A 13,790-nucleotide genomic window follows, 5' to 3' on the forward strand; every position below is an offset into this window, starting at 1 on the left:
AATGGATTTAAAAAACAACATACTGCCTCATGCGTTGCCTAAACATATTGCCATTATTATGGATGGTAACGGACGTTGGGCAAAACAACAAGGTATGATTCGTGCTTTTGGGCATGAAAACGGCACAAAATCGGTTAAAGAAACCGTAGAAGCTTGCGCCGAACTTGGTATTGAAAACCTCACACTGTATGCTTTTTCTACCGAAAACTGGAACCGCCCAAAACTTGAAGTGCAAACATTAATGAAGCTTTTAGTAAGCTCATTAACCAAAGAACTTAAAACGCTTAATGACAATAATATTAAGCTTGCTGCAATTGGTAATTTACAAGCGCTTCCTAAAAAAGTATACAAAGAACTTTCTGACGCCATAGAAAGTACTAAAAATAATACACGAATGACTTTAAGCCTGGCTTTAAGCTATGGTTCTAGAGACGAAATAGTAAACGCAGTAAAAGAAATTAGTATTAAAGTTAAAAATAATATAATTTCGCACGAAAATATTGATGAATCAATTATAAATGAGCATCTTTACACGCAAAATTTACCAGACGTAGATTTGCTTGTTAGAACCAGCGGTGAGCAACGGATAAGCAATTTTTTACTATGGCAAATTGCATATGCCGAATTACATTTTACAAGTGTGTTGTGGCCAGATTTTACCAGACAACATTTGTATGAAGCTATTATTGAATATCAAAAAAGAGAACGACGATTTGGGAAAACCAGTGACCAACTTAGTTAATATTCCTAATATATTAACATTTTTGAAATATTGTACTGCTATAATTCTTTTTATAGGAAGCCTTAATGTTAAGGCACAAATTGCAAATAAAAAGTACATCTTAGGAGAAATTACTGTTTCTGGTGATACGTCTTTTAGCGAACAAACCATTATTACTTATTCGGGTTTAAGCAAAGGCAAAGAAATCACCATTCCTGGTGAAGCTATTAGTAACGCGATTAAAAAACTATGGAATTCTAAATTATTCGATAATATCGAAGTTTATGTCACCAATATTGAAGGTGATGTAGCAAGTCTTGAAATTAGATTATCCGATTTACCTCAAATAAACGACCTGAAAATTAATGGCGTTAAAAAGAGTAAACAAGACGAGATTATTAAAGATAACAACCTGAATAAAGGCGTAAAAGTTACCGAAAACCTTATTACTACAACAAAAAACTTTCTAACTAAAAAGTACAAGAAAGACGGTTATTACAACACCAAAGTGCATATAAATACCATTCCTGTTAAAGACTCTATAGAAACCTCTAGAGTTAATATGGTATTAAATATTGATAAAGGCGAAAAAGTTAAAGTTAAAGATATTACGTTTAGAGGCAATGATGTTTTGGACAGTAAAAAACTCCGAAGCAGCATGAAAAACACAAAAAAAATTAATCGCCTGCGTATTTGGAAACGTTCAAAATTTATAGATTCTGCATATCAAGCCGATTTAGGCCATGTTATTGATACTTATAAGAAAAACGGGTATAGAGATGCTCGAGTTGTTGCAGACTCTTTAATTGTAAATAATGATAAAACCATTTCGCTTATAATAGATGTAACGGAAGGTGAACAATATAAATTTGGTGATATTACATTTATAGGAAACTCGGCCTATTCTGATGAATACTTATCAAGGTTACTACGTATTAACAAAGGAGACACCTACAATAGCATTTTATTACAAGAACGTATTGCAGACCAGTCTAAACCAGATGCTTTCGATATTACCAACCAATATCAAAATAACGGGTATTTATTTTCAACCATCAACTCGGTTGAAGTTAATGTAGAAGACCACGTTATTGATACTGAAATTAGAATTTCGGAAGGAAAACCAGCTTATTTCAACAGTGTATCTGTTGTTGGAAACGACAAAACTAACGACCACGTTATTTACAGAGAAATTCGTACACGTCCTGGTCAATTATACAGTAAAGCAAATATTGTACGTACCGTTAGAGAACTTGGTCAACTTGGCTTTTTTGATGCTCAAGAAATCGTACCAAACTTTAACAACCCAAATCCCGTTGCAGGAACAATAGACATGGAATATTCGGTAAAAGAAACCGGATCAAGTCAAATAGAACTACAAGGTGGCTACGGTGGTGGTGGCTTTATTGGAACACTAGGGTTATCGTTCAATAACTTTTCGATAAAAAATATTTTCAATAAAAAAGCTTATAAACCGATCCCTATGGGAGATGGTCAAAAACTAGCTTTACGTTTACAAGCCAGTCAGTTTTACCAAACCTACAGTTTTTCATTCTCTGAACCTTGGATGGGTGGTAAACGTCCTATTCAGTTTTCGGCATCTTTATCGCATACCAAGCAGTTTTTATACGATTACCGAACTGGCAAAGCAGACCGCGATCAAAGTTTTAATATTACAGGAATTACTTTTGGCTTAGCTAAACGCCTTAAAGAACCAGACGATTATTTTATACTATCGCAAGCCGCTAGTTACCAACGTTACGATTTAAATAACTACAATACTGGGTTATTTACTTTTGGCGATGGTTTTTCAAACAACTTATCTTATACTATTGGTTTAAGTAGAAACAACACAAGTGTAGACCCTATTTATCCAACAGGTGGGTCTAGCTTCTCTGTTAGCGCGAAATTCTCGCCACCATGGTCTTTATTTAATAATACAGACTATAAAGCCCTAAAAGAAGAGCGTGAAGAAAACGTAGCAAAACAATTAAACGTTAACAGCTCGCCAGAAGAAAGAGCAGAAGCAGGCGCGAGAGTTTCAGAAATAGATCAAGAACGTTATAACTGGTTGGAGTTTTACAAGCTGAAGTTTAAAGGGGAATGGTATTTCCAACTTTTTAAAGATTTAGTAGTAAGACCTAGCACAGAATTCGGGTTCTTAGGTGCTTATAATAATGATAGAGGAGTTATTCCATTTGAGCGTTTCTTTCTTGGAGGCGATGGCTTAGGAAGTTACAGTCTAGATGGTAGAGAAGCGATTCAGTTACGTGGTTACCCAAATCAATCTTTATCAAGTCAAGATGGAGGAACGATATACAATAAATTTTCATTAGAGGTACGTTACCCAATAACATTAAAAGCGTCGGCTAAAATATTTGCGCTAACTTTTGCAGAAGCAGGAGCTTCTTACGACAACTTTAGAGCTTATAACCCTTTCGATTTGAAAAGATCGGCAGGTTTAGGACTTAGAATTTTTATGCCAGCATTTGGTTTATTAGGTATAGATTTCGGTTATGGTTTCGACCCATTACCTGGACAGACTGTAAGAAATGGGTGGGAAACACACTTTATTATCGGACAGCAATTTTAAACCACAATTAATTTTGGCATGATATTTTCTAATAACACTTTAATGTTTTTAATGGGAAATAAAATTTTTAAGATTATATTTCGTTAATTTTGAAGATTAAGTTTTAAAAATACGGCTTATTTAGTAGCAGAAATTAGAACTTATAAAACCATAAATTATAAAACATTAAACCAATGAAACGAGTATTGTTAAAAAAGTTAAACCTTGAAAAAAACAATAAATGCACGTTACATGTTACCAAGAATAGAAATATGTTGAAATACATTAAAACCAACGTTCTTTTTTTACTGATATTAGTATTTATCTCTTGCTTTTCATCGCATGCACAACGTGGTGTTAGAATAGGTTATATAGACACCGAATACATTTTAGAAAATGTTCCAGAATATCAAGAAGCTTCCATACAATTAAATCAGAAAGCTGAAAAATGGAAAAATGAAATTCACGAAAAATTAGCGGCTATTAACCAAAAGCGAAAAGATTTAAGCACCGAAAAAGTGCTTTTAACTGAAGAGCTTATTCATGAACGCGAAGAAGATATAGATTTTGAAGAAAGTGAAATTTTAGACTATCAACAAAAACGATTTGGACCAAATGGCGATTTGTTTATTCAAAAAAAACAGTTGATGCAGCCTATTCAAGATCAAATTTTTGCAGCAGTACAAGATATTGCTGAAGGAAAAAAATATGATTTTATTTTTGACAAATCATCAGATGCAACCATGTTGTTCTCGGCAAAACGTTATGATTTAAGCGAGCAAATATTAAGAAGTATTACAAGATCGTCTAAAAGAAATCAAGCACAAACAAAAGCAGAACGACGCGCTGCCGAACAAGAGGAATTAATTCCTGAAGTTAATGAAGAGCTTGATGCTAGAGAACAAGCTTTAGAAGAAAAGAAAGCGGCACGTGAAACTGCCGTTGAAAAACGAAGACAAGAAGCTTTAGCGGCTAGAGAAGCTAAGAAAAGAGAAGCTGCTGAAAGACGTGAACAAACATTAGCAGAAAGAGAAAAAGCAAAACAAGCTAAAATTGATGCTAGAAACGGTGTAACACCACAAGAGGAATCGAATAAAACAGAAACCGTAAAGGAAGGTGAAGCTGCTGAAACAAAAACTAGAGAGCAACTTATCGAAGAAAATAAACAAAAGAAGTTGGCTGAGCGTGAAGCCAGAAAAAAAGAATTAGAAGAGAGAAAACAAAGAATATTAGAAGAACGCCAGAAGGCAAAAGAAAGTGAAAACCAAAACAAATAATCAATTTATAACACAATTAATACTATTTAAAATGAAACAATTAAAAACACTCTTATTAGCAACTGCATTATGTATTGTATCTGTAAGTTTTACACAAGCACAAAGCAAAGTTGCCCATATAAATACTCAGGAGTTAATCGCAGCAATGCCTGAAGCTATTGCAGCTCAAAAAGAAATTGAAACTTTAGGTAAAACCTACCAAACAGATATTCAAGCATCTATTACAGAATATCAAAACACTGTAAAACAATACGAAAGTGAAGCAGCTACTAAAACTGATGAAGAAAATCAAAAAAGAGGTTTAGAGCTACAAGAAAAACAACAACGTATTCAACAATTTAGATCAGATGCACAACAAGACATCGCTAAAAAAGAAGCAGAATTGTTTAAACCAATTCAAGAAAAAGCGATGAAAGCAATTCAAGAGGTTGCAAAAGCAAAAGGTTTTCAATATGTTTTAGACAGAGCATCTTTAATTGTTGCCGATGGAACAGACATCTTAGCAGACGTAAAGAAAAAGTTAGGTATCTAATACAAACGCCCAACGATATAAAAAAAGCTACCTCTAAGAGGTGGCTTTTTTTATTTTAGTACTAATGAATCAAATAAATTTTAACATTATTTTAACACGTATAAACTTCGTTTCTAAAAGCATAAACTTACATTTAAAGCTTATTTAAATCCAAAACATGAAGTTTATGAAAAATTTTATTACCCTTCTCCTGTTAACTGTTTTATTATCTTGTAGTACTGATTCTGATGTATCACCCGATACAAACTACGAAAATTCAACTTATATTATAGATGGCAAAGCATACCAAATGAAAGTTGACGTTACAAATAATGAGAAGCCTGTTGTTATAAAAACAGAAGAATCAGAATATATCCAAACGCTTTTAGAAAAAAATACAACTATATTGTTTGAAGATTCAGAAACTGGATATATCTATCTATTTGAGGACACAAAATCATACGAATTATTTATAAGTGACAATAATTTATATGCTAAAAAGAGAGCTGTAAAAAGAACTGATGATTAAATAAGATCAACCTAGTAAAACATAATAATTCCCAAAAAAAGCTGTCGATTTAAAGACAGCTTTTTTTATTTTTGATAATGATGAACAAGCAACCTATTGGTATTTTCGATTCTGGTATTGGAGGCACTTCCATTTGGAAAGAAATACACGCCATTTTACCATACGAAAACATGATTTATTTGGCTGATAGTAAAAATGCACCTTACGGTCCGAAGGGAAAGGAGGCTATTATAGAGTTAAGCATTAAAAACACCGACTATTTAATAAAACAAAACTGTAAACTTATTGTTGTAGCCTGTAACACCGCTACTACAAATGCTATAGATTATCTTAGAGCAAACTATAAAATACCTTTTATTGGCATAGAACCAGCTATAAAACCAGCCGTTTTACATAGTAAAACCCATACCGTTGGTATTCTGGCAACCAAAGGCACTTTAAGTAGTGAATTGTTCCATAAAACTTCAAACCTGTTTGCAAGTCAAGCTGAAATTATTGAACAAAACGGCAATGGCATTGTAGAGCTTATTGAAGGAGGAAAACTTTATTCGGAAGAAATGAATGCCCTTTTAAAGCTGTATTTAAACCCGATGGTAGATGCCAATATAGATTATCTGGTTTTAGGCTGCACCCACTACCCTTACCTTTTACCTCAGCTTTTAAAAATTCTTCCAAAACATGTAAAAATTATTGATTCTGGTGAAGCCGTAGCACGACAAACCAAAGCCATTTTAGAAAAGCATGATTTATTAAATTCACAAACGAAATTAGCTGAAACGAAATTTTACACCAATGGAAATCCTGAAATTATGGCGTCTCTTTTAGCAGAGAACAACAAAGTGTCGTATCTAGATTTTTAATAGAAGCCGTGTATTGCGTTAGCGATTGAAACGGCATCCTTTTTTAAGAATAAGCACAAAGCACTTATATGAAGCAGAATTAAAAAAAAGGTAAAAAATAATGGCTAAAAAAAAACTTAAAAAAGATATAGTGGAAAGCGCGACCCTTGTGGTAACGCCAAAATTTAACACCGTATTTAAATTATCGAGAGTAAAATCTACTCTTTAAACCAACTGGAGTATTTTATATAATTATCGGCAATACGATTAATTTCTCCCGAGATTAATTCTTCACTAATGTCTTTCACTTTTTTAGCAGGAACACCAGCATAAATACTACCAGTTTCAACCCGTGTGTTTTTAGTTACTACGGCTCCTGCAGCAATAATACTATTGCTTTCAACAACACAGCCATCCATAACAATACTACCCATACCAATTAAAACATTATCGTTTATTGTACAACCGTGTACCAAGGCATTATGCCCGATAGACACATTATTACCAATGTTTGTGGGCGCAGTTAAATAAGTAGCGTGAATTACGGCACCATCTTGAATATTAACTTTATTGCCCATTTTAATGTAATTTACATCGCCACGAATTACGGCACTAAACCAAACACTACATTGTTTCCCCATGATAACATCGCCAACAATAGTAGCGTTTTCGGCTATAAAACAATCTTCTGGAATTTGTGGAGATTTTCCGTTTACAGGTTTGATTACAGGCATGATGGGTGTTTGGTTATTAGTTATTGGTTGTTGGTTATTGGCGCTTGACTCTTAATTAATTAACTGCTGGACAATAACATTCATAACGTTCGCGTGTGCAGTTAAAATTATAGCCTAGTGTTAACTGATGAAAACCTGAGTTGGTATAAACAACAGAATTTGTTTGATACGTATAATTATAAGCAAACAAGAAGTTTTTATAATTAACCCCAACAATTGGTGTAATTTGGTTTAATTTCTGACTATCAATGGCACCTGAATTTGTTAAATATTCAGCACCATCTAAACTGTGTCTGTAAGATAGTCCGCCCCAAATGGTACCAAAGGCCATATCTTTATAAACTTTTGCATTCACATCGATAATGCTTTCTTTGGTCGCTTCTTTGTACTGAAATAAAACAGATGGCTCATAAGACAATGAGCTGCCAAACTTATTGAACACGTAACCGGCAGAAAACAAATAACGTCTTAAGTTACTAGTAATTTGAAGGTCGTTATTAACGCCCGAATTTTCTAGGAGATTTTTAACTGTACCGTGCATATAAAAATCTAGGTAATGGTACGAAAATCCAAAATCCATATTAAAATTTATTTCACTTTGCACGATTCCTCCAATAATAGGATCGCGAACAGGAGTATCATTTAAAAAATCACTTTCATCTAATTGGTATTGAACAAATCCAGCACTTAGTCCAAAAGACAGCATATTTAAATCTGTTACACTTCTAGAAAACATTAAATGATGTGCATAGGTAACATAGGCTCCTTTTTGAGAGTGATAACCGTTTTTATCGGCATAAACAATACCACCAATTGCAGATTGAGACTCCCCTAACCTACTATTTACACTCATGGTTAAAAGTTTTGGAGCATCATCTTGCCCAAACCATTGCTGTCTTGCTGTTAGTCTAATTTTAGCACAATTAGCAGCACCAGCCATGGAAGGGTGTATTAAATAATAATTATCGACCAGATAATCGGAATAAACAGGCATACCTTCTTGTGCCCTAATAAATTGAGTGCAGAGCAGAGCAACCAGTAGTGTTAGTAAGAATTTAAAATTCATGTTTAGAGTAGGTTTAGTTTTAGTAGCTGTTGTATAAAAATAAAGGTAATCATCTAGTTCTCATACTAAAAACACCTCCTAAAAAAATAAGAGATGTCACTTTTAAAATCAACAACATAACTCAAATATATGGATATCTGTAGTTTTCTTTTAGTATTTTTGTCAAAAATTAGTTGAAATGAATACTTTCAAGGTTTCTGTGCAAGAAACATCCAATAATGCTATCGTAAAATTTGAAACCAATCATTTTATTACGCAGCACCAAAGTTTTGAATTTAATAATATTGATGAAGCCAAAGCATCGCCTTTAGCCCAACAATTATTCTATTTACCATTTGTTAAAAAGGTTTATATCTCGGGGAATTTTATCGCTGTGGAACGCTACGCCATTGTAGAATGGAATGACGTACAAGATGAAGTTGCCGAACAAATTGAAGCCTATCTAAACGATGGCGGTATTGCTGTTGAAGATACAGCGGCACCTAAAAAAGTTCCTGTAACGGTTTATGCCGAAAGCACACCAAATCCTTCGGTTATGAAGTTTGTGGCTAACAAAAAAATTGTTCGCGCCTTATTTGAATTCACGTCTATAGATGAAGCCAAATTATCACCTTTAGCAACCGAATTATTTCATTTTCCATTTGTGAAAAGTGTTTTTTTAGATGAAAACTATGTTTCGATAACAAAATATGACATTGCTGAATGGCAAGACATTACCGTTGAACTTCGTGAATTTATAAGAACCTATATTGAAAACGGAAAAGAAATTGTAGCACCAGAGGCTGCTGAAACGTTACAAAAATCGGAGACGCAATTAGATTCTAAATATGATGCTTTAGACGACACGTCGAAAGAAATCATCAATATTCTTGAGGAATACGTAAAACCTGCAGTGGCTAGTGATGGTGGAAACATACAATTCATCGCTTACGATGCCGACACAAAGAACGTAAGTGTACTATTACAGGGCGCTTGTAGCGGTTGCCCTTCGTCTACATACACATTAAAAAGTGGCATAGAAAACATGTTAAAAGAAATGATGCCTGGAAAAGTTGCTATGGTTGAGGCAATTAACGGATAATTGAATAATTTTTACTAACTTTAAGTTCACACTTAAATTAATAAAAATTATGGCAGTATTAAAAGTTATTGAAGTCTTAGCTAATTCGAGTAAAAGTTGGGAAGATGCAACAAAACAAGCAGTAAAACACGCCTCTAAAACGGTAAAAAACATTCGTTCTGTTTACGTTCAAGATCATAGTGCCAACGTAAAAGATGGTGAAATTACAGATTATAGAGTGAATGTAAAAATTACTTTTGAAGTCGATTAGATCACTTCAAAAGAAAAAAATCTTAAGATTAAAAAAAGCGTTCAATTATTGAGCGCTTTTTTATGCCTTTTATCCCCGTTTATTTGAAGTTTATCGATGCGCTTTAACAAATAGAAATAAGTTTCTTTTTTAAACCGTATTAATTCGATAAATCTTAAAATAATTTTAATTTTACAGGACAAATTAACTTATACATTATGGATTTCGAAAAAATTGAATTACAAAAGTGGCTAGATTTAGGCTTAGAATATGGCCTTAAACTTATTGGAGCAATTATTATATGGATTATTGGTTCTTGGGTGATTTCAAAACTATTAAAAGGCACCAAAAAAGTTATGGCTAAAGGTAATTATGAAGAAAGTCTTCAAAAATTTAGCATTAACCTTACTAGCTGGGCATTAAAAATTGTTTTAATTATTGTTGTTCTGGGTACCTTAGGCGTAGAAACAACATCGTTTGCTGCTATCTTAGCTGCTGCTGGTTTAGCTGTTGGTTTAGCATTACAAGGCTCGCTTTCTAATTTTGCTGGTGGTGTTTTAATTATGATTTTTAAACCTTTTAAAATTGGTGATTTAATTGAAGCTCAAGGTGAAATAGGTGTTGTAAAAGAAATTGAAATTTTTACAACAAAACTTACGGGGCTTTCTAACAAGGAAATTATTATTCCTAACGGTACACTATCAAACGGGAACATTGTTAACTATACCGTTGCTGGAACGCGTCGTGTAGATTTAACTTTTGGTGTAGATTATGCTTCAGATATTAAGAAAACTAAAGAAGTTTTAATGGCCGTTTTAACATCTCACCCTAAAGTATTAAAAGATCCTGCGCCTTCTGTAAATGTATCAGAATTAGCCGATAGCTCGATTAACTTCGCAGTGAGACCTTGGAGTACGGCTGCCGATTATTGGGACGTATATTTCGGTATTACCGAAGATGTAAAAGAAGCACTTGATAAGGCTGGAATTGAAATTCCTTACCCACACCAAGTTGAAATACATAAAGAAGTTTAAGCGTTTTTTGGCTTTAAGGCTACAAAATCTTTTAAATAATAAGGTTCAAAATAAGCGACATCTTCGGTGTCGCTTTTTTTATACTTGTAATCTGCTATGGCCCCCATCTCGTTTGCTGAAGGCAATTTACCTTCAATAAAAATAGCATTAGGATGGTTTATAAGTATTTTCGTTTTTTCAACACCATTACCTATAAAGTAAACTTTACCTTGTTCTAAATATTCACTAAAAGAGGTTTCGTCTAAAATTTGTGCTTGAGTGGCTCTTAGTTCTGTGCCATCAGGATTATAAATAGCAGAATACACTTCCATACGTCGCGCGTCTAACATCGCTACAATAATGCCATCATTTTCATTAACTTGTTGTGCTAGGGCTGCTAAAGTGGCTACAGAAATTAAAGGCTTTCCCAAAGCATAACACAAACCTTTTGCTGCCGAAACACCAATACGCAACCCTGTATAAGACCCTGGGCCTTTGCTTACAGAAATAGCATCCAAATCTTTAGCCTCAATTTGGCCTTGTTTTAAAACCTCATCGATATATACATGCAAACGTTCGGCATGCGAATAACTTTTGTCGTTATCTTCTTTTAAAACAATAGTTTCTCCATTTTTAGACAAGGCTACCGAGCAATTTGTGGTTGCTGTTTCTATATTAAGTATGTATGTGTTCACGTTAATCTGTTAAAGGTTTTCCCATGTAAAAATCTAAAACTTTTGTCTTAAAAACAAAATTGTATTTGGCATTTATAATGCTAGATTTAGAATTTACCAATCGGTTTCGAACCTGTTCAAAATCAAAAGAGTTCATAACGCCTAATTTATAACTTTCCTCGGCATTTTTAAAAGACTCTGTTTGAGCATCCAACGAGGCTTTTGAGGCTTGATATTGATTAAAAGCAGCCTTAGCATCGGCATAAGCTTGTTCTATATTTGTTCTTAAATCTTGCTTCTCTTGTTCTAATGAGTATTCTAATTTTTTAATGTTGATTTCAGCTTTATTAACATTGACTTTGGTTTGAAATCTATTGAAAATAGGAATATTCAAACTTAACCCGAAGTTATAACCTAAATTATCTTCTAATTGTTGTCCGAAACCATTATCTACAAATACAATATTATTTGGGTCTGAAGGATCTATAATGGGTCTTAAATCTTCTTGACCTTGAAAATGCTGATAAGACGTTCCTAATCCAGCGCCAAAACTTAAAGTTGGATAAAATCTACTTTTAGCAATATTAGCACCAAGTTCTGCATCTTCTATATTTAGTTCTGCAATCTTAATTTCTGGTCTGCTAGACAGTGCAAAATCATAAATATCAGCAGCACTCTTATGCTCTAAAACAACATAAGGCAAATCTATTTCCATGGTACTTACCTCAAAACCTTCACTTGAGATTTGTAACAACTGAGCTAATGCCAAATTGGCTAAATCTAAACTGTTTTCAGCATTAATTAATCGCTCTTGGTCGCTTGCCAATTGTGCAGTTACTTCATATAAATCGGCTTTAGGACGAACACCAGAATTTACAAGTTCTTGTATTTGATTAACTTGTTTCGTGGTAATATCCACTTGCTCATGAGCCACTTTTAAATTCTCGCGATTAAGCATAATATTTAAATACTGATTTACAACATTAAGCGAAATGTTATCTTTCAAAATAGACAACTGTAACTGGCTGGATTGAATACCAAGTTTTGCCTGTTTATAAATATTTGTATTTTGAAAACCGTTAAATATAGTAGTCCCTGAACTTAAACCAAAGCTATTCCCACGAGAATCTCTTGATACACGATTTCCATCTTGACCAATAAAAGACCCGAAATTATAATTTTGCGATGCAGACCCGCTTAAGTTTGGCAGAAAATTACCCTTTGCACTCACTAAATCTTGATCGGCAACTTTAGTGTCCAATTCTGCTTGCTTGACAGAAATATTATTTTCAAGGGCATAATCTACACATTCCTGTAGTGTCCATTTTTTTTCTTGTGCAAAAGAAATCGTAGCAACAAAAAGAAAACCTATTATAATTTTATTTTTAAATCCTTTCATAATTATTACTTTCTTCCACCTTTTTTAGCTTCGTCTTCATTGTCTAGAGAGGCTTTATTCCACACTTTAATTTTATCACCTTCTTTAACACCGTCTAAAATCTCAACGTTAATGCCATCTGAAAGTCCTAACTCTACATCTTTCTTTTCATATTTGTTTTCGCCAGTTAAAACTTCAACAAAAGGCTTTTCGGTAATGCGGTTATACTGAAGTAATGCTTCGCGAATAACTAGCACATCTTCTTTGTTATCAAGATCTATTTGTGCGTTAGCGCTATATCCTGCTCTAACATTTGTAGTAGAATCGATAGTTACATCGGCTTTTATGGTGAATTGTACCGCGCCATTTTCTTCAATGCCTTTAGGTGCGACAAAGGTTAATTTGGCTGGGAATTCTTTGTCTTTTATAGCGCCTAAAACCACCCTTATTTCTTTGCCTTCAACAATTTTTCCAACTTCGGCTTCATCAACTTTACCTTCAAAAATCATTTTGCTCATATCGGCAATGGTAGCAATTGTAGTTCCTTCATTAAAGTTATTACTTTGAATAACTTGATCACCTTCTCTAACAGGAATTTCTAAAACCGTTCCTTGAATTTGTGCAATAATATTCGTGTTTGCTGAACTTCCGCCAGAAACCGAACCTTGTTTTATTATTTGATAATCGTTTTGTGCTTGCGCCAATGCCTCTTTAGCCTGACGGAAAGACAACTCACTGTTTTCAAAATCTTGTTGTGAAATCACGCCTTTATCAAACAAAGTTTTATTCCTATCGTATAGTATTTTAGAGTTGTCGTATGATAATTTTGATGTATTTATTCTACTTTTTGCGCTTACCAAATTTTGCTCGTTTGGTACCACGCGAATCGTTGCAATTAAATCGCCTTTCTTTACAACATCGCCTTCTTCAACCGAAATTTTATCTACAATTCCTGTTATTTGAGGTTTCAGTTCAATTTCTTCTTCTGGATTTAACTTTCCTGTGGCAACAGCCTTTAAATTTATTGCCGTATAAAAAGGTTCTTCAACTTTAAAGTCTTCAATCGCTTTAGAGTTCGCATCTTTAAAATACTTTAATACGAATGCTAATAGTACAATGACTACTAATACTAAAATAATTTTTACAGTTTTATTCATGTTGTTGCT

The 13,790-nt window shown here is 33.6% G+C and carries 14 protein-coding genes; 9 read left to right on the top strand and 5 right to left on the bottom strand.

Going from position 1 to position 13,790, the window contains the following annotated elements:
* Position 1 precedes the first annotated feature (1 nt).
* From H6X70_RS06775 to murI, 6 genes are all read left to right on the top strand, one after another.
* Positions 2-742: an isoprenyl transferase gene (locus H6X70_RS06775; protein ID WP_194766917.1), complete on the top strand. Its 741-nt coding sequence runs from the start codon at positions 2-4 to the stop codon at positions 740-742.
* Positions 675-3,314: an outer membrane protein assembly factor BamA gene (gene bamA / locus H6X70_RS06780; protein ID WP_194766918.1), complete on the top strand. Its 2,640-nt coding sequence runs from the start codon at positions 675-677 to the stop codon at positions 3,312-3,314. The genes H6X70_RS06775 and bamA overlap by 68 nt, the downstream gene beginning before the upstream one ends.
* A gap of 173 nt (positions 3,315-3,487) precedes the next feature.
* Positions 3,488-4,570: an OmpH family outer membrane protein gene (locus tag H6X70_RS06785; RefSeq protein ID WP_228530291.1), complete on the top strand. Its 1,083-nt coding sequence runs from the start codon at positions 3,488-3,490 to the stop codon at positions 4,568-4,570.
* Positions 4,571-4,601: 31 nt separating this feature from the next.
* The gene (locus H6X70_RS06790) at positions 4,602-5,102 is read left to right on the top strand and encodes an OmpH family outer membrane protein (RefSeq protein WP_194766919.1); all 501 of its coding nucleotides are present in this window, start codon (positions 4,602-4,604) and stop codon (positions 5,100-5,102) included.
* A 166-nt stretch (positions 5,103-5,268) separates the two neighbouring features.
* Positions 5,269-5,610, top strand: coding sequence for a hypothetical protein (locus tag H6X70_RS06795; protein WP_194766920.1), 342 nt, complete (start codon positions 5,269-5,271; stop codon positions 5,608-5,610).
* An 80-nt stretch (positions 5,611-5,690) separates the two neighbouring features.
* Positions 5,691-6,470, top strand: a complete 780-nt coding sequence (gene murI / locus H6X70_RS06800; protein ID WP_194767024.1) for a glutamate racemase — start codon at positions 5,691-5,693, stop codon at positions 6,468-6,470.
* 197 nt (positions 6,471-6,667) lie between these two features.
* On the opposite strand, the gene H6X70_RS06805 is transcribed toward murI, so the two are convergent.
* The gene (locus H6X70_RS06805) at positions 6,668-7,183 is read right to left on the bottom strand and encodes a gamma carbonic anhydrase family protein (protein WP_194766921.1); all 516 of its coding nucleotides are present in this window, start codon (positions 7,181-7,183) and stop codon (positions 6,668-6,670) included.
* 55 nt (positions 7,184-7,238) lie between these two features.
* Positions 7,239-8,249, bottom strand: coding sequence for a type IX secretion system membrane protein PorP/SprF (locus tag H6X70_RS06810; protein WP_194766922.1), 1,011 nt, complete (start codon positions 8,247-8,249; stop codon positions 7,239-7,241).
* A gap of 178 nt (positions 8,250-8,427) precedes the next feature.
* On the opposite strand from H6X70_RS06810, the gene H6X70_RS06815 reads away from it, so the two are divergent.
* The 3 genes from H6X70_RS06815 to H6X70_RS06825 all read left to right on the top strand — a co-directional run bounded on the left by H6X70_RS06815 (position 8,428) and on the right by H6X70_RS06825 (position 10,593).
* On the top strand, positions 8,428-9,330 hold the full coding sequence (locus H6X70_RS06815) for a NifU family protein (RefSeq protein WP_194766923.1): 903 nt from the start codon (positions 8,428-8,430) through the stop codon (positions 9,328-9,330).
* A gap of 49 nt (positions 9,331-9,379) precedes the next feature.
* On the top strand, positions 9,380-9,580 hold the full coding sequence (locus H6X70_RS06820) for a dodecin family protein (RefSeq protein ID WP_194766924.1): 201 nt from the start codon (positions 9,380-9,382) through the stop codon (positions 9,578-9,580).
* Positions 9,581-9,777: 197 nt separating this feature from the next.
* Entirely contained in the window at positions 9,778-10,593 is an 816-nt protein-coding gene (locus H6X70_RS06825) for a mechanosensitive ion channel family protein (protein WP_194766925.1), read from the top strand.
* Here the strand turns inward: H6X70_RS06825 and tsaB are convergent.
* The 3 genes from tsaB to H6X70_RS06840 are packed head-to-tail and all read right to left on the bottom strand — an operon-like array spanning position 10,590 to position 13,781.
* Positions 10,590-11,267 (bottom strand): tRNA (adenosine(37)-N6)-threonylcarbamoyltransferase complex dimerization subunit type 1 TsaB, encoded by a 678-nt coding sequence (tsaB, locus tag H6X70_RS06830; RefSeq protein WP_317171457.1) that lies wholly within the window; start codon positions 11,265-11,267, stop codon positions 10,590-10,592. The genes H6X70_RS06825 and tsaB overlap by 4 nt on opposite strands.
* A gap of 1 nt (position 11,268) precedes the next feature.
* A complete protein-coding gene (locus tag H6X70_RS06835) occupies positions 11,269-12,645 on the bottom strand; it encodes a TolC family protein (protein WP_194766926.1) in 1,377 nt (458 codons plus the stop codon).
* 5 nt (positions 12,646-12,650) lie between these two features.
* Positions 12,651-13,781, bottom strand: a complete 1,131-nt coding sequence (locus H6X70_RS06840; RefSeq protein WP_194766927.1) for an efflux RND transporter periplasmic adaptor subunit — start codon at positions 13,779-13,781, stop codon at positions 12,651-12,653.
* Positions 13,782-13,790: the final 9 nt, after the last annotated feature.

Origin of the sequence: Tamlana sp. I1, assembly GCF_015355625.1 — a bacterium.
In the GTDB taxonomy this organism is placed as follows: domain Bacteria; phylum Bacteroidota; class Bacteroidia; order Flavobacteriales; family Flavobacteriaceae; genus Pseudotamlana.

Coding starts and splice junctions, on each gene's coding strand:
- H6X70_RS06775 (WP_194766917.1), top strand. CDS start 2: ATGGATTTAAAAAACAACATACTGCCTCATGCGTTGCCTAAACATATT.
- bamA (WP_194766918.1), top strand. CDS start 675: ATGAAGCTATTATTGAATATCAAAAAAGAGAACGACGATTTGGGAAAA.
- H6X70_RS06785 (WP_228530291.1), top strand. CDS start 3,488: ATGAAACGAGTATTGTTAAAAAAGTTAAACCTTGAAAAAAACAATAAA.
- H6X70_RS06790 (WP_194766919.1), top strand. CDS start 4,602: ATGAAACAATTAAAAACACTCTTATTAGCAACTGCATTATGTATTGTA.
- H6X70_RS06795 (WP_194766920.1), top strand. CDS start 5,269: ATGAAAAATTTTATTACCCTTCTCCTGTTAACTGTTTTATTATCTTGT.
- murI (WP_194767024.1), top strand. CDS start 5,691: ATGAACAAGCAACCTATTGGTATTTTCGATTCTGGTATTGGAGGCACT.
- H6X70_RS06805 (WP_194766921.1), bottom strand. CDS start 7,183: ATGCCTGTAATCAAACCTGTAAACGGAAAATCTCCACAAATTCCAGAA.
- H6X70_RS06810 (WP_194766922.1), bottom strand. CDS start 8,249: ATGAATTTTAAATTCTTACTAACACTACTGGTTGCTCTGCTCTGCACT.
- H6X70_RS06815 (WP_194766923.1), top strand. CDS start 8,428: ATGAATACTTTCAAGGTTTCTGTGCAAGAAACATCCAATAATGCTATC.
- H6X70_RS06820 (WP_194766924.1), top strand. CDS start 9,380: ATGGCAGTATTAAAAGTTATTGAAGTCTTAGCTAATTCGAGTAAAAGT.
- H6X70_RS06825 (WP_194766925.1), top strand. CDS start 9,778: ATGGATTTCGAAAAAATTGAATTACAAAAGTGGCTAGATTTAGGCTTA.
- H6X70_RS06835 (WP_194766926.1), bottom strand. CDS start 12,645: ATGAAAGGATTTAAAAATAAAATTATAATAGGTTTTCTTTTTGTTGCT.
- H6X70_RS06840 (WP_194766927.1), bottom strand. CDS start 13,781: ATGAATAAAACTGTAAAAATTATTTTAGTATTAGTAGTCATTGTACTA.